Source organism: Roseibium denhamense, from assembly GCF_009711415.1.
Taxonomy (GTDB): Bacteria; Pseudomonadota; Alphaproteobacteria; order Rhizobiales; family Stappiaceae; genus Roseibium; species Roseibium denhamense.
The window spans coordinates 66,507-83,615 of sequence record NZ_SMLZ01000113.1 but is presented as its reverse complement, the minus strand read 5'-3'; the positions used below and the strand labels follow the sequence as shown (position 1 = coordinate 83,615).

The window sequence follows — 17,109 nt, the reverse complement described above, 5'->3', positions numbered from 1 at the left end:
TTTTGCCAGTCACGTCTGCTGGGCGAGCAGCTGAGGGTCTTCCCTGAGATCCATCAGGGCATGAGAATAAACGGATGTCCGTCCCCGGCCGCAGCGTTTTGCCGAATAGAGCGCGACATCCGCATTGCGAAGCAAATCGCCTGGGTTGCGGGAGAACGCAATTCCGACACTTGCCCCGAATTTGCAGTTGTACCCGTTGACGGATACCGGCTTGGAGAGACGTTCGACGATGAGGCTCCCAACCGCTTCCACATGTTCGCGCTGAGCGGATTTGAAGATGATTACAAACTCATCGCCTCCAAGGCGGAAGGCCTGATCATCATGCGGGGCAAGGGTGAGCAGGATTTTGCCGACATGCTGAAGGACCTGATCCCCGGTCTCATGACCGAAGGCATCGTTGATCTCCTTGAAGCCGTCCAGATCAATACTCAGAAGCGCATGGGGCGGATCAGGGGGACGGGCATCTTCCATATCCCCCAAAACCGTATCTAGCAGGCGGCGATTGCCGAGGTCGGTCAACGGATCGCGGCGGGCTTGGTCTTCCAAGAGGCTGCGAACGGCAACGGCTTCCCGTCTGGCGAGATCAAGTTCATGGACGATTTGAGTCGCCCGTTTTGTGAAAACACGCGCTGCGATCAGGACGATTATGCCGAGACCAAGGATCCCGACTGCCAGAGCGGGGCGGAGTTTGAAGCCTGCCAGTTCCGGCGACCAGACAAAGTATCCGATCTGGGTGCCGTCCGAACCTAGGATCGGAATGCCGCCTTGCCAGAGCTTAGAAGGATCACGCGACACCTGCAGTCCTGGTAAATGGTAGCGCTGACCGAGCTCTGCCAGAAACTCTTCGCCTACATTTTGCGTAAGCATGATCACATGGTCTGTCGGGATTGTTTTCTCACTGTCATAACTGGTAATGCGGGCTGCACTTATCAGGTAGTAGCGCGCTCCTTGTTCGACAAATCCAGTGATGGGAACCGGAACTTGCTGGTCTTCACTAACCCTTGCTGCGTCGAGTGTTTTTAAAACCGATGGACCGTATCGGTCACTCAGATCGACGTCCGCTATGGCATCATCAACGACATGCGCTTTTGCAGTGTTTGACCCATCTACAACGTGAATGGCATCGATGTTTAGAGTTGTTTTCGAATAGTCTTCGAAAGTTGCGCTGATCCAGTCGAAATCAACGGTATCAACGAGGTTGGCAGCTGCTTCATCCCAATACGCGTATTCTAGCGTCAGTTTTTCAAGCAGCCTCATTCGGTCGTCGACATTTGCCGCCATGATCTGCTCAGACGCACGAAGAGAGGTGCGGTCTAGCGCGAGGGTCAGCACTGTCACGAAAACAAACAGCCCTGCAGCGCCGATGAGGATCACGGCCCAGAACGGCCTATAAAGCCGTTTCATGTCTTTCAATTCAGCTGCTGTTTTAACAGAGCGGGCTTGAACCATGGTTTATTTCACTTAGGCCAGTCGATCAGCGGGGCGTCCGCCAGCTGGTTTCATATTAACCGGCCCTAGTTTCAAAAACGTAGATCTATCTGACCGCAACCTGTTTACACGGTGGGGTTTTAGAACAGGTTTTAAGAAAATCGGCGTAATTTACCGTTCAGGTTGTATTGTAATCAAATGCAGTCATGCGATAGCACTGACACAAATGACGATAAAACGCATGCGTTGCCCGCGGCGCCCAAGGTTAGATCCTGGAGTGGCTGCCATCACAAAGAGGGGCCTTTCCGCTCATCTTGCAACCGCAGAAGAATGCTTTTCCGTCCTTTTCGGCCGTGTATTTGACCGGCGCAAAGTCCGTACCCTTGTGGCTGCCATCGCAAAACGGTTGGGTATTGCTCTTGCCGCAGGCGCACCAGAAGTAGTTTTTGCCCTCCTCGACATCGACGGCATACGGGGCAGTTTGGGCAACGACCGGATCTGACATATCGGAGACCTCTCCTCTTTCTCGTGACAAAACATGGAGGCATGGCACCGCCCGGCAAGTGCAACAGCCGGGCCGGACACCCAAAAAATCCTCTCGACCCCGGCGCAACTCAGCTGCGACACTCTGTCAAACGGGCTGGAGCTGTCCTTTGTTGGCGCTACCTCCCTTCCCATGATCAGTGAAGAGAAACATCCGGCCTTGCGATTGCTGCGCCTTGTTCTGGGCTTGCGCTCCGTCCCACCTGGCCGCACAAGGCTGCTGGTTGCCACTGTTTACGGGCTGGCCTGTCATCTGATATTTGGTGCTGCCGTGGCTGCGATGATCGTGGCCATGTTTTTCGGAATGAGCGAAAGTCTGGGCCAGCTTTCCGGCACTTGGAGTTATCTGGCGAACGCGGCCCTTTTGCTGCAGTTTCCACTCACGCATTCGCTTTTGTTAAGCCGCCGCGGACGGTCCTTCCTGAGCAAGCTCGCCCCGTTCGGCTACGGCCCGGCGCTGTCTACAACCACTTATGCCGTTATCGCATCCCTGCAACTGCTCTTGCTGTTTGCGTTCTGGTCGCCAAGCGGAATTGTCTGGTGGCAGGCTGAGGGAGCGGTTTTCTGGCTCTTGTGCGGGCTCTATGGCTTCTCATGGCTGCTCTTGATCAAGGCGAGCTATGATGCTGGCGCGGAAGTTCAATCCGGTGCGCTCGGCTGGATGTCGCTGGCCCAGAACATCCGGCCGGTCTTCCCGGACATGCCGGAGACGGGGCTTTTCCGGCTGATACGCCAGCCAATCTACGTCTCGTTTGCACTCACAACCTGGACTGTTCCGGTTTGGACACCCGACCAGCTTGTAGTCGCGCTCGTCCTTTCAGCCTACTGCCTCGCGGCGCCGGTGTTGAAGGAGCGCCGGTTTGAAGGGCAGTTCGGGGCGCGGTTCAGGGCCTATCAGGCGCGGGTGCCTTACATGCTGCCAAAAATGTCCCGGAGACCGGATCAATGATCGTTTCAGCCTTCACACTTTTAGCGACCGCCCTTTTGTTCGGTGGCATGACCCTTTATTCGTTTGGCTTTGCGGCCTTCGTGTTCACCGCGCTTCCTGCGGACACAGCAGGTCCCCTGATCCGGAAGGCCTTTCCGCATTTTTATCTGTTTGTAATGGGCGTCTCGGCGATTGCCGCGTGTGGTGCAGCGTTTATTGATCCGCTTTCCTGCGCTCTTTTGATCGCAACAGTGCTGTCGACGGTCTACGCACGCCAGATCCTGATGCCAGCCATCAACGATGCAACAGATGCCGGTCAGACCAAGCGCTTCAAAACTCGGCATCTCGTGTCGGTCTTGATAACGCTCAGCCATATCGCGGCCGCTGCGGTTGTCCTAATCCGCGTTGCAGGGGCTGAGGGGTAGCGCACCGCCCGGAGAACCGTAATGGGCGGGATTGTACCTAGGGCGGACAAAGATAGATGCAGACAAGTTGTTCGAGCAGCGGCTAGACTCTTCTGCGTCTTGCTCACTGAATCGCTGCCGCTGGAACCGACTTTATGATCCTTATGCTTACGGTCGCATTGGCCTATGGTTTGACCAATGTCGACGGCTTTTTTGCGGTTCTGGCCCTGGCCGCGGGTGGCCGGGCGGTCATGGCGGCAATTGGTTTTCTCATTGCCCATGTTATTGTTTTAGGCAGTGCGCTGGTTCTGGGCGCGGGGGCAATGGTGTTTGCTCCGGCGGATCTGGGACTTCTGGGTATCGTGCCGGTCGCATTCGGGTTCCGGGAGATCTTGAAAAACCGGTCACGCAAAACGCGTCACGCACCCCCTCCACCGCAAGCCGGGTCTGTGCTCACCGCCACTCTTTTGTTTCTCTCGCTCAGCACGGACACGCTTGTTGTCATGGCCGCTTTTTTTGCCGACACACGCGGGGAGCTGGATGTGTTTATCCTTCTGGGCGGCGTGGCTGCAATCGCCGCGACCCTGGCATGCGCCCTGGCCGTCAACACGGTGTTCAAACCCACGGACGCAGGCAAGCGGTTCTTCGAACGTCTCGCCCCGCTCGTGATGATCGCGGCTGGCGTTTACATCCTCATGGATACGCAAACGGATATGTTTTAAAGCCATATTGTGTAGGATCGTCAGCGCTGCGGACCCAGCAAGGCGATATCCCGCTCAGCGAGCAGCAAATTGGAGTAAAGGTTTGCGATCCACTGCCGTCCGGACGCTGTGATCTTTAAATACTCGATCGCTTTTTGAATATATGGAGCCACACTGTTCCAATAGAACTGCGGATAACGGTGAACAAGATCGGCTGGCGTCTCATACCCCAGCTGCTTGTTGAGCCCTGCTTCTTCAAACTCGAAATAGAGCGCGTTGGCTTTGCGGATGTAATGCGGGTCACCTAACTGACCGATAAAGTCTGCAGCCCGCACAAGATTGGCATCATCACCTAGTATTTCGCTGTCATCGGGAAACTTGCTGGGAAACCGGGATCCTTCAATCGCATCGGCGACCCTTTGTGGATCGAGTAGACCGGTACCCTCCAGTCGTTCAAGCACATAAAGCTTTGAGCGGTCCACATGATAAGGCGTCAATGCCGCATCAGAGGCACCACGTGCGAGCCGGACGGTCTTGCCTTCCCCGTTGACCAGATAGGCTTCTTTGTTGTCGCCGGGCAAAATCCCCCGGACATACCCGATGTCATGGGTTAGGCAGGCAACAATCACATGGGCATAATCGGTAGGCGGCATGTGACTGTGAAGCGCACGTCCGCGCAGGATATCGTGGCCGGCAAGGGTCACCAACATGGTGTGTTCAATATTGTGGTAGAGCGCATCGCTGTTGCCAATGCATTCCATCGCGATCCGTCCGATGGAAGGAACGAGTTCCGCAAGTTCCGGGTCTGACTGGCCAAAACGCCTTTGAACATAAGATGTGAGAAAATTGCCAAGCGCGTCTGCCGCGAGCTCCGGTATCGTGAACATGAGTGCGATCTCATCCCGTATGACAGCCCGATGACCGTGCCCCGACCAGCGCAAAATCTGGCGGAATTTTGTGTCAATGGGATGTCATGTACCGGGCGCAGCTCAGCCGCCGCTCAGTCTTCGTAAACAATCTCGCGGGTTTCGCGGAAAGTGACATCTGAGAATTTTTCGGTGATATGGCCGATTTCCCAGGCGTTCTTGAACAGGAACACCGGTTTGTCATCGCGGTCGTTGGCGCTGCATCCATTTAGTGTATAGTGGAATTATTGCACCTTATGTAATAATGTGTGATAAATTTACATTGAATAGTTCTTTTAAAAATACGAGTTCAATATGCAAATCGAAATTGGTTTTCGAAACTTTCGAGCATTTCAGAATGCAGAAATTTCATTGAGGCCTATGAATATTTTAATGGGCACTAACGGAAGCGGCAAAAGTTCTGTGCTGCAGTTAATAATGATGCTTTCGCAATCTTCGTCCCTTATAGATGAAAGTTCCAATTCTGCTATAAAGATCAACGGGCCGTTGTGTTCATTCGGTTCAGTTGAGAACATCTTCAATCTAAAAGACACAAGAAAAGAGTTAGTATTTGATTTTACAATATCAGAGAAAATTGTAAGCGATGTTAAAGATCAGGTTTTGTCGTATGCATTTAAAGAAATTCAAAACCTGATCGAGAGAGGGATATATTACTTGGAGTTTTTGAGCTCGCGTGCTCATGATAAAAATTTTGATGAAAACGTGCTTAGCTTAGTAGAAAGGTCTGAGCGATGGAGCAGAAAAAGAGAAGAAAATTATACTCTCAAAGAGTATAAAGACAAATGTAATTTCTATGTCGAAGTTAAAGATCTTATTAAAAAATCGGAAGAATTGTTCGGTCCTACTGAAAATGAAAAAATAGCATTCCGTTTGTCTAGGCGGAGAATAGCACGTGATCGGAAATCTCATTACAATAGATATCGCCCTAGATACGAATTACACCAAGTCAGTTTAGTCGACATAGATATCTCACAGAAGTTGATTTCGGAGATATTTAATTTTTCAGGAGGGTGTAGAATAGTTTACGAATTAAAGGTGACAAATAACTCTGCGCAGAGGTCATCAAGAATTAATATTTCAAATATTTCATTTTATTCGCATAACCAATTGTTCTGTTCGTTCGATGGCGGAGTGATTAATAGCGCTATTGGATCCAAGGAAAGTGGGGATGGAAATCCAAGTTTTTTCGATCATTACAAATCAGCTCGAGAAAATCTATTTGATTTGAATGCGAGTATATTTGAGGTTGTGTATCAAGCAGATTATGATGAGTTATCTGTAAACATTCTGAGTAAGTGGCTCGGCGGATTAGAGAGTAAAGTACGAAATTACTTTCACAGTCGCGAAGTTGCTGTTGTCAAACCACTTAGAGGATACCCACGTAGATACTACGACGCCTATGGAAGTGACCTTAAAGAAGAGGCATTTGAAATAATAAATGTCCTCAAACACAACCAAGAGGCGAAGGAGTTCATCAACAATTGGGTTGGTAGATTTGACATTGAGATGGATGCCTCTGAATATGAAGACTTTTTGGGTAAAATCTACACACGGCGCCGTGTAAACGGAGTTGATCTAAATGTCGATCTTATAGATTCAGGTTTCGGATACTCCCAAGTTTTGCCAATACTGTATAAAGGACTGATTGCGGACAAAGATGCGATATTTATAGTTGAACAACCTGAGATTCACCTTCATCCAAATATGCAGGCAGAGCTTGCAGATTTTTTCATTGATTTGTATAATTTCAAACGGAAGGAAGAGGGTGGTAATTTCACTATAATAATTGAAACTCATAGTGAGTATTTAATAAAAAGGTTTGCTCGTCGAATCGCTGAAAAGCAATATAAAAGTTACGATCATAAATCAATTTCACCTGGATCTGAAGAAGTGGGGCTCTTCTTCATAGAGTCTTCGAGTGTTGGAGACGGGGCTGGTATTCGATTCTCCGAGATCAATAAATTTGGTGGGATCGAGTGGCCGAAGGATTTTTTCGAAGCGCGGGACGAAGACCTCAAGGCTACAATTAAGAGTCGGATGAGGATGCTTGGTGATGAGTAACAGCGTAGTTCTATGTCCTCGTGTCGTAGAAATCTGTAGTGATTCGAGTGCGCGGGATTACAAATACAAGATTTTGGCTCGACTTTTAATTCTAGAAAAGCCGGTTAAGCTTGCGGTGGATAGTAATTCAAAATTGCAAGAATTGTATACTGCTCAGATCAGTAAAAGCCATGTTTGGGGCGATATACTTCAAACAATGCAAGATCGTGAACATCTTTATTTCTATAGTGTTCCAATCAGTAAAAGAATTAGGAACACGAAGTCCGTTGTGAGGGCTGTTGCGAGAAACAAAAAGGGCGGAAACGAAGTAATAGCTTGGGAGGCATCTGACTACCAAGATGATGACATCAGGGTATTAGATCGAGATGAAGCAGTACTTTTTTTGAAGAGGAACAGCTTGATGGAAGAGGGTGTTATTTACAACGTAACGATGGGCGATAACAGTGTTTTTAACACAGGAGAAATACAGAATTCCTTTAACAAATTGGGAGACGATCAGAAAGAAGTAAAAGAGATGTTACGAATTCTTTCTGAGGAAGTTTTTAAATCGAAGAACGAAGATGCTGGGGAGTTTTTAACTGCCATTTCTACAGAGATTAATTCTGGCTCGCCCAAGAAAGCGCTCTTGTCTGTATACTGGGAAAAAATAACTGAAATACTCCCGCATGTAAAAAACATCGTCGGGATTACGACAGGAATAACAAAGTTACTAACTTAACAATCAGTCTTCGTAAACAATCTCGCGGGTTTCGCGGAAAGTGACATCTGAGAATTTTTCGGTGATATGGCCGATTTCCCAGGCGTTCTTGAACAGGAACACCGGTTTGTCGTCGCGGTCGTTGGCAATCGACATGCGGTGTGCCTCGATCATTTTTTGAAGCGTCTGGCTGTCGGTCTCGATCCAGCGCGCCGTCGAGTAGGGCACGGTTTCAAAACCGATTTCGGTGCCGTATTCCGCCTTCAAACGGTCGACGACGACGTCCAGCTGCAGGGCGCCGACCACGCCGACGATCCAGTTGGAGCCAAGGTCCGGCTTGAAGATCTGGACAAGACCCTCTTCGGCCAGATCCTGGAGGCCCTGGCGCATCTGCTTGACGCGCATGGTGTCGGACAGGCGCACGCGCCGCAGGATTTCCGGCGCGAAGGCAGGCAGGCCGGTCACATGAATGTTCTCGCCTTCGGTGAGCGTATCGCCGACCCGCAGCTGGCCATGGTTGGGCACGCCGATCACATCGCCCGGATAGGCGTTTTCGGCAATCTCGCGCTCCTCGGCGAAGAAGAAGATCGGCGCCGATACCGCGATCTGCTTGCCCGCGCGCACATGTTTCAGCTTCATGCCCCGCTTGAAGGTGCCCGAGCACAGGCGCACGAAAGCAATGCGGTCCCGGTGTTTGGGGTCCATGTTTGCCTGCACCTTGAAGACAAATCCGGTGACCTTGTCCTCTTCCGGCATGATCGTGCGTCCGCCGGTCGCCGGCTGCGAATGGGGCGGCGGTGCGAAGTCCGCGATGAAATTCAGGATCTCTTCGATGCCGTAATCCCGCAGGGCGGACCCGAAGAAGACCGGGGTCAGGTGACCTTCCAGGAAGCTCTCCTTGTCGAACTCCGCATAGCCTTCGCTGCCAAGTTCCACATTTTCGGTGAGTTCATCCATGATCCGGTCGAAAACGGTGCCGGTAAGGGTCTCATCGTCCAGGCCGGAAACGGTCTTAGTTTGCGTATACGGCCCGCCGCGCTCCCCGGCCGAGGTGTGGAATTCCTTTTTCTGCCAATCATAGACCCCGAAAAAGTCCGAGCCCATGCCGACAGGCCAGGTCTGCGGGGAGACGTCCAGGGCAAGGGCCTCCTGGACCTCGTCCAAGATCTCCAGCGCGTGACGGCCTTCACGGTCGATCTTGTTGACGAAGGTGATGATCGGAATGTCGCGCAGGCGGCAGACTTCAAACAGCTTGCGGGTCTGGGTTTCGATGCCTTTTGCCGCATCAATCACCATGATGGCCGCATCGACAGCGGTGAGCGTGCGGTACGTATCTTCGGAAAAGTCCTCGTGGCCCGGTGTGTCGAGCAGATTGTAGATGATGCCGCCCCGCTCGAACGTCATGACGGACGAGGACACCGAAATCCCGCGTTCCTGCTCGATCTTCATCCAGTCTGAGCGGGCCCTACGGCGTTCGCCGCGCGCACGGACCTGACCGGCGGCCCGGATTGCACCACCCGACAAGAGAAGCTTTTCGGTGAGCGTTGTCTTACCGGCGTCCGGGTGCGAGATGATCGCGAAGGTGCGCCGGGTCTGATGGGGCGCCGCGCCATTGGTGGCCATTGATATGTCTCCTGGGCAAGCCCGGTCAAAGCCGTCCTGCGGGCCGCGCATCGCACCGGGATCCGGGAGCGCCAGCCGCCGCAAAAGGCCAGGCGGATTGGTGTTTCGTTGGCGCCAGTTTCTAGAGGGGTTTCGGGCAAAACGTCAGTACGGATTTGCCGGCCCCTGCCTTCGCCTCTGCGCCATGCTAAGGCAAGTCCGATTGGTGTTTCGTTGGCGCCACTTTCAAGAGCGGTCTGGGGCAATCCCCCATCCCGGACTCGATCCTGGATCCACTTGCTGTGCCGTTCGCTGCTGGTCTTGCGCTTATTTGAGGTTGGAGCTCACGGAATATGGGGGGCTTTGTGGTGTGTGCCAGTTGCCTGTGAAATCATAGTCATATGCCTTGTTACTGGCCAACCGGCAGGGTGAAGGTCCAGGTGGACCGGTTTGCGGCCGGTGGAATGGCCGGAAAGGGGGCGGCGGACCGGACCGCGGCTTGCACAGCTTTGTCGAATGCGGTTGATCCTGACGATTGAAAGAGGCGGATGCCCGAAACCGCACCAGCCGCGTTGACCGTGAAGCGCACCTGCGCGTCCCGCCGGGGTGGCCGTCCGCTGCGCGGCGCCCGAACCGCCCGCAGCAATTGGCGGTAGACTTTTCCCGGGTAGTTGGAAACAGCAGCATTACCGGCCGTGTCGCTTTTGCCTTTGCGCTGAGATCCACCCTTTTGTGCCGTTTGGTTTGATTGTCCGCCTGCGCCGGACCGGGTTTTGGCCGCAGCTTTGGGCTGCTCCTGCACGCTTCGGTCCGGTTGCGTTGTAACCGTCCGCTTTGGCGGTGCCGGTTTGGTGCGCGGCAAGGGAGCATCGGCAGGCAAGGCCGTAGTCTCCTCAACGGCATCAGCTGGTTCGGGGGCAATTTGCTGGCTCTTGCTGGATATCTCAACGGCAGCAGCCGGTTCGGCCACGCTCTCGTCGAGCTGCCTGTCTTGTTCCCGCACCGGGTCGGCCTCTTTTTCGCGGGGCTCATCCTCAGGCGTCTCAGGCGGGAGGTGCGGTGCTGTTTCCACCGGTGCGGGCTTCGCAAGGTTAGAGGGGACGGGACTTGCGGCTTTCAGGAACTGTTCGGGTGTGTTTTGCGCCTGCTTGGCAGACAGAAGAGGGGTGCCCCGTGATGACAAAGGCAGGGCCGTTGAGGATTGCGTTGAAACGGCCGCCGTCGCTGGCACGGCCGGAGAAACAGGGCGGGCCGTGGTCAGGGGGGCGGATTGCACGCGTTTGGCGCTGACAACAGAAGCGTCGGCAGCTGGTTCGGAGATCGGGACGTCGACCGCCGGGGTTACAGTTGCCGCAAGTGTGCCCGCAACAACGGTGTTGAAGGGCGAACTGCCAAGAGTTGGGGCCTCGTAGGCCCCGGCGCCGCCGAGTTCGAGCTTCGGCTTTGCGGAAAGGCTCACGGCAACCGCGCCGGCATGTAAAGCGGCTGAGGCAAGAAGGGCAATTGTCCACACGCGGCCGCGCCGTGTCATTGCGCCCCCTTGCGCGTCACAACCACAACCTTGGCTGCGCCCGCCCCATAAAGGGCGCCGATGTGGTCGAGCAAACGTATTGCGTTCAACGCTTCATCGGCCGCCAGGCGGACAATTGTGTCCTGGCCGTCATGGATAGCGCTCACTTGGGCCAGATAGTCCGCCGCCGTGACTTCCTGTTCACGGACGTAAAGACTGCCGTCTTGCCGGGCAAAAAGGGCATCGGGCGGCGGAAGCGGATCGGCAGTTTCGGTTGCTGACAGCGTAACGTGAGGATCCTGGGCCGGGGAAAGCTGGCCGGCCACCAGAAAGAAGATCAGCATCAGGAAAACGATGTTGATCAACGAGACGGTCGTCTCCATCGGGCGTTTCGACGGTTTGGACGGAAGATTGATCATTGTCCACCTGCGACCGTGACCGTCAGGCCTTCGACGTTCCGCAGCACACTCATGACGGTGACAAGCTGCTGTGTCGTGCTCTCACCGCGCACCAGCACCAATATGTTGTCGATATCCTTGGCCATGAGCGTGCCGGCCTGGTCTTCCAGCATCTCGTCCGCAATGGGCGATCCGTTGAGCCGCAGCCCTTCTGGTCTGACCGTCAAAATGGCTTTCGGCATGGCCCCCGCACCACCGCTCGCGGGCGGTGCCCCGATCTCTACCTGTCCAAACTTGGTGAATGTCGAGGACAGCATGAAAAACAGAAGAAGCAGAAAGATCACGTCAACCAGCGGTGTCAGTGAGATTGGTTTGTGTTTCTTGGGAAGCGGATCAACGTGCATAGGACAGCTGTGGCTCGAACGCAGCCGGTTCAGGATGGTCGGATTCCGCCGCTGATGGCAGTAGCAAAGCGGATGTCAGCGTTTCAATCAGAATGCGCTCCGCCTCCAGGCGTGCTTCCAGCCAGGTGACCACCAGCGAAACCGGCATGGCAACCGCCAGTCCGGCGGCCGTTGTCATTAGGGCGACCCAGATGCCCCCCGCCAGCGCCGAAGGATCAACATTCGAACCGGCATTTTGCAGGGCCTGAAAAGCCTCGATCATGCCAAGCACGGTTCCAAATAGGCCAATAAGAGGCGCGACCTGAGCGATTGCCTCGAGTGCCCTGACGCCTTTGGAAAAATGATGCAGGTCTTTGGACGCCTGGACGCTGACCCGCTCTTCAATGTCTGCCTTGCGCGCGCGCTGGGCCAACAGCTTGCATGTGGTCGCAACGGCATTGCATGCAGCGCTCTTCGGATCGGCAAATCGGGTCTGAAGGCCGGTCAGGCGGCCCGATTGCCAGAGGGCGACACTGTCCTTTGCACGCGTGCCCGTGCCTACCCCGCAACTGACAAACTCAAAGACTTTGACCAGGATGAGCGCCAGTGCAATTACCGACAGACCGGCGATGACGGTGACAACCGGTCCGCCAAGCTGAAGAAACGCGGAAATCTGACTGATCAATTGAGGCAGCATGGCAAATTCCTATTGAACAAGAGGGAAGGTTGACCGGCTCGACACAGTCAGAGCGGCAGAGCAATGTCCGGGCGTGTTGGTGGCAGTGCATCCCACCGGACCGTTGATCAAAAGACGTCCGGCCTTGGTGCAGTCGACACCCGGCATTTCGAACTGGCGGACCACCGTCTTGCCAGACGTCAAGGCTCCGAATTCCAGCACCGACATCTGATCAATGACGCCGTCTGTGTTGAACAGGACAGCTTCATAGGCGGCTGCGGGCAGATCCCGTCCGGTCTCATTCCGAAGGACAAACGAGAACCGGCATCCTGCGCCCGACGGCTCGGTCTTGTTGAGTTCCATCGAAATCACGGGGTCAGCCGCTTCGACGGCACCAGGGCCAAAGACAGTGCCGGCCGCGATGGCCACGGCGTAGACAGACAAGGTCCAGTTTAACGGGGGCATGCCGGGTCTCCTTCAAACAGGGGAGAGTGCCCGCATGGTCCGGGCACCCTCGGTTCAATCAGAACGTCTTCGCAAAGCTCAACTTGAAGCTCCGGCCCGCGCCTTCGTCGCCATCCAGGTGGTTCCGGTAGGACTTGTCGAAGACGTTGTCGACGTTGAACCGGAGTTCGCTACCCGCCATCAGGCCCTCGTCCGGCTTCCAGGCCGCATAAAGGTTGTGAAGGGCATATCCGGCGGTCGTGTTTCCGGAAGTGCCGACCCGGTCCTGGGCGGCGTAGAAGTCACCCCGCCAGCCGAAATCGAGATTCCAGGGGCGGTGCACATACCCGATCTTCAGGAAGGCATTGTCGGCTGGAACGGCATTCAGGTCGCCGCCTGTGTCGCGGTTTTTACCGCGGATGACGGATGCCCCAAGTGTCCCGTAGATCGTGTCTGTCCAGTAGGACGCCTCGACCTCGAACCCTTCGTACCGGGCTTCCGGAATAATGTCGGTCACCACAGTGGTGCCGTTCCAGTAGCTTGCATAATAGTCGGTAATGTTGTTCCGGAAGGCGGTTGTTTTCAGGCGGAAGGCATCGCCGCCGCGGACCAGGTCATCAAAGGCGAGTGTAAAGCCTGCCTCGAAGTTGTTGGATTTTTCCTTCTCAATCGCATTGACGGTGTAGTTCGAGAAGACTTCATCCAGGGATGGCAGGCGTTCGGTGTGTGCGACCGATCCGAAGATGCCAAGCCAATCGGTCATCTTGACCATGGCCGCCAGTTTCGGTGAGTAGCCGATCTTGGTCTTTTCCTCATTCAAGGTAACCGTATCGCCGCTGCTGTCCGTGTAGCTGCCGATCGAGACATTGCCATAGTCGATGCGCATGCCGGGGATCAGGGTCACGCGGTCGTTCCAGACAAACTCTGTCTGAACGAAGCCGCCCATGTTTTTGGTTTCGCCCTCCGGATGGGTAGCGGATCCGCTTTGGGTATAGGCGCCCATGTCGCGGGGATTGCGGCGTTCCTGGTACTGGGCATCCAAACCGGTCGTGACATAGGCCATCCAGTCACTTCCAAGGTCGAACGTGGATACGTTATCGGCCTTGCCCTGCCAGGTTTCATAGGAATATTCGGAATTTAGGCCGAACGCGTAGACGCAAGTCGTAGGTCCAAAGCAAACCGGGTCCATGTTGCTTTGCTTGACCCGCGTGTCGGACCAGCTGACCTGAGCCTTGAAGTCTAGAAGATTGTTGCCGGTGAACGCATTCTCATAACCGGCAATCGCGGTCTGATCTGTTACCGTCCGGTCGACATTTCCAAAGGTCGTGCCCCAGGTGATCTGGTCATAACCCTGGTTGTCTTCATCGCTGGTCCAGCGCTGATAGCTTGCAAAGGACGGATTGATCGTTATTTGCGCCGAATGTGTAACGGCCCTTGATCAGGCCGTTGATCGAATCAAAATCGGAATCGTCGATGTCATTGCCTTGGCCGTCGGCAAGGTCCTGTGATTTCCTGTAGTTCAACGCGCCCAGGATCTCGGCATTTTCAATAGGCTCTGCTGCGACAATCGCGCTGCCGAGCCAGCCGTTGCCATTGGAGTCCCAGGAGGTTTTCAGGCGGCCGCCAAACTTGTCGCCGGGATCAAGAAAGTCGCTCGCGTCTTTCGTGGTGAAGGTGACCACCCCGCCCATGGCGCCAGATCCATAAAGCGTTGAGGAGGCCGGTCCGCGCAGAACCTCCACCTGCTTGTAAAGCTCCGGATCAGAGAAAAACGATCCCATCCGGTATTGTTCGAAAAACTTGTTGACCCCATCGACTTGCAGGATGATCCGGGTCTCGTCGGAGGACAGGTTTTCCCCGATCCCGCGGATGTTGATGCTTTCTCCAAACACCGAGTTGCTGCCGATTGGCATGACCCCCGGTATCTCTTTGAACACATCGCCAATTGTACGGGCCTGTTGCGCGTCAATTGCGTCCTGATCAAGCACCGTTACGGCTTGCGGCGTGTCAATAGCGACCTTGTCGACACCGGTCCCGACAACGATACGCTGCAATGGTGTTGCGCTGTCTTCGAATGCGCCGTCCTGCGCATACGCGCTGCCGGTAAATGTCAAAACCCATAGTGCAACCCCGCCCATCAAACGGGTTTGGCAGGTTTTTGTGAGCCCCATAATACTTCTCCAAGAGTGCGCGTTGTCGCGTCCTTTTCGCCGCCTCTCAAACGGCGCTTTAAACATGAGTCAGTGACTCAGGTATTGCGGTGAATATGAAACATGAGTATACGAGTCAAGTATTAGATCGCGCTTGTGCCGATTTCCCGCCTTCTTGGAATGATTCAAGATTAAGTTTCTAATCCAATGGGTTATTCCGTTCTGGGTGGGGTGCGTTTGGTCGGAGTGCAGGTGCGGAAACGACTTATTCAGACGAAGGCAAACCCATGACTGCTGACCAGTTCCATGCAGAAACAAGGCCGGATGCAGCCGTAATCAGAGCGGCGCGTTCCCAGTATCCGAAGATGCGCGAACGCGATCTCGCCCGGTCCCTCGGTATCTCCGAGGCTGAGCTTGTGGCGGGGTTTGTCGGCCATGGCACATGCCGGATTGACCCCCGGTTCGAGGATTTGTTTGACGGCCTGAAAAAGGTCGGAACCGTCATGGCGCTCACGCGGAACGAGAGCGCCGTGCATGAAAAAATCGGGCCGTTCGAAAAGTTCGTGAACGGCAAACGGGCCGCGTTGATGCTCGGTGAGCATATCGATACCCGCATGTTCCCGGCCAACTGGATTTACGGATTTGCGGTCGATAAGCATGAGGGACAAGATGTGCGCCGGTCGCTGCAATTCTTTGATGCGCATGGAGACGCCGTCCAGAAAATTCATGCACGCCCGGAAACGGATATGGCGGCTTGGGATGATCTGGTCGCAGCGCTTTTGAGCGCAGATCAGACGCCGGATTGGCTGCCGGAGGTGACACCGGCAAAGCCGTTCAGCCGGAAGGTGCCGGCAGATGGCGCACAAACGGAACTGAGAAACCGCTGGCAGGCCATGTCGGATCCCCATCAGTTCCATGGCCTTTTGAAGGATCTGGACCTTGACCGGGTCAGTGCCTTCGAGCTTGCCGGAGAGAGCTGGGCATGGCCGCTGGACAAAGGGGCTGTTCCGGCTCTGCTGCGGCACGCGGCCTCTGAAGCTATTCCAATCATGTGCTTCGTCGGCAACCGCGGCTGCATCCAGATCCATTCCGGCCAGGTGGAAACGGTCATGACCAAGGGACCATGGATCAATGTGATGGATCCAACGTTCCATCTGCATCTGCGCACGGATCAAATCCATGAGGTCTGGGCGGTCAGAAAACCTGCAGATGTTGGCCACGTGACCTCGGTTGAGGCCTATGCCAGCGACGGGCAGCAGATCATCAGTTTTTTCGGAGTGCGGGGCGAGGGTAATGCGGAGCGCGCGGATTGGCGCGGTCTTGCCGAAAACCTGCCGAAACTGGACCGGGCGATCAATCTTGGAGCAGCTGAATGACCTATTTGAACATAGGGCAATCCCTTAAATTCATGACGGCCGGTTTGCTCACGGCAGCCGCCCTTTTCATGACCGGTAAGCCGCTTTGGGCTGGTGAGGATGCTCTGCGGGTTGTCGCGGTGGGCGGATCGGTCACCGAAATTGTCTACGCCTTGGGCGAGGAGGACCGGCTGGTCGCGCGGGACACGACAAGTGTCTTCCCGGAAGAAGCTCAAGACTTGCCGGATGTCGGTTACATCCGCGCCTTGTCGCCGGAAGGTGTCCTATCTGTTGATCCTGATCTGGTGCTGATGCTGGATGGGAGCGGTCCGCAAGAGGCCGTGGATGTCCTGAAGAAAACCGGGCTTCCGATTGCAGACATTCCCAACAGCTTCACGCCAGAAGGCATCGTGGAGAAGGTTCGCGCGGTCGGAGAGGCGCTGGGTGTACCGGACAAGGCAGCCGCCTTGATTGTGGCAATGGAGGCCGGTCTTGACGCCGCCGCGAGAGACGCAAATGCCGGAAGCCCGGAAATCCGTGTCCTGTTCGTTCTGTCTACCGCTGGCGGCCGGATTATGGCATCCGGCAGTGGCACGGCCGCGCATGGCATCCTGCAACTGGCCGGGGCAACCAACGCCGTGGCGGCATTCTCCGGTTACAAGCAGCTCAGTGATGAGGCACTTCTGAGCGCTGCGCCGGATGTGGTGCTGATGATGGACCGGGAAGGAGATCATGCAGCGTCAGCGGACGAGCTTTTCTCCCATCCTGCCTTGTCCCAAACCCCGGCTGGAAAAAACAACCGGCTTATCAAGATGGATGGTCAGTATCTGCTCGGTTTCGGGCCCCGGACCGCAGATGCCATACGCGATCTGGCGGCAGAGCTGAAAGCCTTCCGGAGCTGAT

The 17,109-nt window shown here is 55.0% G+C and carries 18 protein-coding genes; 7 read left to right on the top strand and 11 right to left on the bottom strand.

Annotation, left to right across the window (positions count from 1 at the left end; all coding sequences use genetic code 11):
- Positions 1-9: 9 nt before the first annotated feature.
- Together E1180_RS16760 and E1180_RS16755 are read right to left on the bottom strand one after the other, a co-directional pair.
- Complete coding sequence (locus tag E1180_RS16760; RefSeq protein ID WP_155192780.1) at positions 10-1,449, bottom strand: diguanylate cyclase domain-containing protein; 1,440 nt, start codon at positions 1,447-1,449, stop codon at positions 10-12.
- 244 nt (positions 1,450-1,693) lie between these two features.
- Positions 1,694-1,933 carry a CDGSH iron-sulfur domain-containing protein gene (locus tag E1180_RS16755; protein ID WP_155192778.1) on the bottom strand — a complete coding sequence of 80 codons (240 nt, stop codon included), beginning with the start codon at positions 1,931-1,933 and terminating at the stop codon, positions 1,694-1,696.
- Positions 1,934-1,966: 33 nt separating this feature from the next.
- Here E1180_RS16755 and E1180_RS16750 point away from each other — a divergent pair, with 33 nt between their 5' ends.
- From E1180_RS16750 to E1180_RS16740, 3 genes are all read left to right on the top strand, one after another.
- Positions 1,967-2,920: a methyltransferase family protein gene (locus tag E1180_RS16750; RefSeq protein WP_244314099.1), complete on the top strand. Its 954-nt coding sequence runs from the start codon at positions 1,967-1,969 to the stop codon at positions 2,918-2,920.
- A complete protein-coding gene (locus E1180_RS16745) occupies positions 2,917-3,324 on the top strand; it encodes a DUF4149 domain-containing protein (protein ID WP_155192776.1) in 408 nt (135 codons plus the stop codon). Before E1180_RS16750 ends, E1180_RS16745 begins: the two co-directional genes overlap by 4 nt.
- Before the next feature lie 134 nt (positions 3,325-3,458).
- Positions 3,459-4,025, top strand: coding sequence for a hypothetical protein (locus tag E1180_RS16740; protein WP_155192773.1), 567 nt, complete (start codon positions 3,459-3,461; stop codon positions 4,023-4,025).
- A gap of 20 nt (positions 4,026-4,045) precedes the next feature.
- Here the strand turns inward: E1180_RS16740 and E1180_RS16735 are convergent, their stop codons facing one another.
- A complete protein-coding gene (locus tag E1180_RS16735; protein WP_155192770.1) occupies positions 4,046-4,891 on the bottom strand; it encodes a metal-dependent phosphohydrolase in 846 nt (281 codons plus the stop codon).
- 333 nt (positions 4,892-5,224) lie between these two features.
- Between E1180_RS16735 and E1180_RS16730 the strand changes: the two genes are divergently transcribed.
- Both E1180_RS16730 and E1180_RS16725 read left to right on the top strand, forming a co-directional pair.
- Positions 5,225-6,991 (top strand): AAA family ATPase, encoded by a 1,767-nt coding sequence (locus E1180_RS16730; protein WP_155192768.1) that lies wholly within the window; start codon positions 5,225-5,227, stop codon positions 6,989-6,991.
- Positions 6,984-7,709 (top strand): hypothetical protein, encoded by a 726-nt coding sequence (locus E1180_RS16725; RefSeq protein WP_155192765.1) that lies wholly within the window; start codon positions 6,984-6,986, stop codon positions 7,707-7,709. Before E1180_RS16730 ends, E1180_RS16725 begins: the two co-directional genes overlap by 8 nt.
- Before the next feature lie 3 nt (positions 7,710-7,712).
- Here E1180_RS16725 and E1180_RS16720 read toward each other — a convergent pair whose 3' ends face one another.
- From E1180_RS16720 to E1180_RS22260, 8 genes are all read right to left on the bottom strand, one after another.
- The gene (locus E1180_RS16720; RefSeq protein ID WP_155192763.1) at positions 7,713-9,311 is read right to left on the bottom strand and encodes a peptide chain release factor 3; all 1,599 of its coding nucleotides are present in this window, start codon (positions 9,309-9,311) and stop codon (positions 7,713-7,715) included.
- Between the two features lie 388 nt (positions 9,312-9,699).
- Positions 9,700-10,821 carry a TonB family protein gene (locus E1180_RS16715; protein WP_155192760.1) on the bottom strand — a complete coding sequence of 374 codons (1,122 nt, stop codon included), beginning with the start codon at positions 10,819-10,821 and terminating at the stop codon, positions 9,700-9,702.
- Positions 10,818-11,219 (bottom strand): ExbD/TolR family protein, encoded by a 402-nt coding sequence (locus tag E1180_RS16710; protein ID WP_155192758.1) that lies wholly within the window; start codon positions 11,217-11,219, stop codon positions 10,818-10,820. Before E1180_RS16710 ends, E1180_RS16715 begins: the two co-directional genes overlap by 4 nt.
- A complete protein-coding gene (locus E1180_RS16705) occupies positions 11,216-11,602 on the bottom strand; it encodes an ExbD/TolR family protein (RefSeq protein ID WP_155192757.1) in 387 nt (128 codons plus the stop codon). The genes E1180_RS16710 and E1180_RS16705 overlap by 4 nt, the downstream gene beginning before the upstream one ends.
- The gene (locus E1180_RS16700; protein ID WP_155192755.1) at positions 11,592-12,278 is read right to left on the bottom strand and encodes a MotA/TolQ/ExbB proton channel family protein; all 687 of its coding nucleotides are present in this window, start codon (positions 12,276-12,278) and stop codon (positions 11,592-11,594) included. The genes E1180_RS16705 and E1180_RS16700 overlap by 11 nt, the downstream gene beginning before the upstream one ends.
- Positions 12,279-12,287: 9 nt before the next feature.
- Positions 12,288-12,722, bottom strand: a complete 435-nt coding sequence (locus E1180_RS16695) for a hypothetical protein (RefSeq protein WP_155192753.1) — start codon at positions 12,720-12,722, stop codon at positions 12,288-12,290.
- Between the two features lie 58 nt (positions 12,723-12,780).
- Complete coding sequence (locus E1180_RS22265) at positions 12,781-14,040, bottom strand: TonB-dependent receptor (protein ID WP_341873562.1); 1,260 nt, start codon at positions 14,038-14,040, stop codon at positions 12,781-12,783.
- Between the two features lie 22 nt (positions 14,041-14,062).
- A complete protein-coding gene (locus E1180_RS22260) occupies positions 14,063-14,872 on the bottom strand; it encodes a TonB-dependent receptor plug domain-containing protein (RefSeq protein ID WP_208997195.1) in 810 nt (269 codons plus the stop codon).
- A gap of 266 nt (positions 14,873-15,138) precedes the next feature.
- On the opposite strand from E1180_RS22260, the gene E1180_RS16685 reads away from it, so the two are divergent.
- The gene (locus E1180_RS16685; protein WP_155192751.1) at positions 15,139-16,227 is read left to right on the top strand and encodes a hemin-degrading factor; all 1,089 of its coding nucleotides are present in this window, start codon (positions 15,139-15,141) and stop codon (positions 16,225-16,227) included.
- Complete coding sequence (locus E1180_RS16680; protein WP_155192749.1) at positions 16,224-17,108, top strand: heme/hemin ABC transporter substrate-binding protein; 885 nt, start codon at positions 16,224-16,226, stop codon at positions 17,106-17,108. The genes E1180_RS16685 and E1180_RS16680 overlap by 4 nt, the downstream gene beginning before the upstream one ends.
- The last annotated feature ends 1 nt before the right edge of the window (position 17,109 follow it).

Coding starts and splice junctions, on each gene's coding strand:
- E1180_RS16760 (WP_155192780.1), bottom strand. CDS start 1,449: ATGGTTCAAGCCCGCTCTGTTAAAACAGCAGCTGAATTGAAAGACATG.
- E1180_RS16755 (WP_155192778.1), bottom strand. CDS start 1,933: ATGTCAGATCCGGTCGTTGCCCAAACTGCCCCGTATGCCGTCGATGTC.
- E1180_RS16750 (WP_244314099.1), top strand. CDS start 1,967: ATGGAGGCATGGCACCGCCCGGCAAGTGCAACAGCCGGGCCGGACACC.
- E1180_RS16745 (WP_155192776.1), top strand. CDS start 2,917: ATGATCGTTTCAGCCTTCACACTTTTAGCGACCGCCCTTTTGTTCGGT.
- E1180_RS16740 (WP_155192773.1), top strand. CDS start 3,459: ATGATCCTTATGCTTACGGTCGCATTGGCCTATGGTTTGACCAATGTC.
- E1180_RS16735 (WP_155192770.1), bottom strand. CDS start 4,891: ATGTTCACGATACCGGAGCTCGCGGCAGACGCGCTTGGCAATTTTCTC.
- E1180_RS16730 (WP_155192768.1), top strand. CDS start 5,225: ATGCAAATCGAAATTGGTTTTCGAAACTTTCGAGCATTTCAGAATGCA.
- E1180_RS16725 (WP_155192765.1), top strand. CDS start 6,984: ATGAGTAACAGCGTAGTTCTATGTCCTCGTGTCGTAGAAATCTGTAGT.
- E1180_RS16720 (WP_155192763.1), bottom strand. CDS start 9,311: ATGGCCACCAATGGCGCGGCGCCCCATCAGACCCGGCGCACCTTCGCG.
- E1180_RS16715 (WP_155192760.1), bottom strand. CDS start 10,821: ATGACACGGCGCGGCCGCGTGTGGACAATTGCCCTTCTTGCCTCAGCC.
- E1180_RS16710 (WP_155192758.1), bottom strand. CDS start 11,219: ATGATCAATCTTCCGTCCAAACCGTCGAAACGCCCGATGGAGACGACC.
- E1180_RS16705 (WP_155192757.1), bottom strand. CDS start 11,602: ATGCACGTTGATCCGCTTCCCAAGAAACACAAACCAATCTCACTGACA.
- E1180_RS16700 (WP_155192755.1), bottom strand. CDS start 12,278: ATGCTGCCTCAATTGATCAGTCAGATTTCCGCGTTTCTTCAGCTTGGC.
- E1180_RS16695 (WP_155192753.1), bottom strand. CDS start 12,722: ATGCCCCCGTTAAACTGGACCTTGTCTGTCTACGCCGTGGCCATCGCG.
- E1180_RS22260 (WP_208997195.1), bottom strand. CDS start 14,872: ATGGGGCTCACAAAAACCTGCCAAACCCGTTTGATGGGCGGGGTTGCA.
- E1180_RS16685 (WP_155192751.1), top strand. CDS start 15,139: ATGACTGCTGACCAGTTCCATGCAGAAACAAGGCCGGATGCAGCCGTA.
- E1180_RS16680 (WP_155192749.1), top strand. CDS start 16,224: ATGACCTATTTGAACATAGGGCAATCCCTTAAATTCATGACGGCCGGT.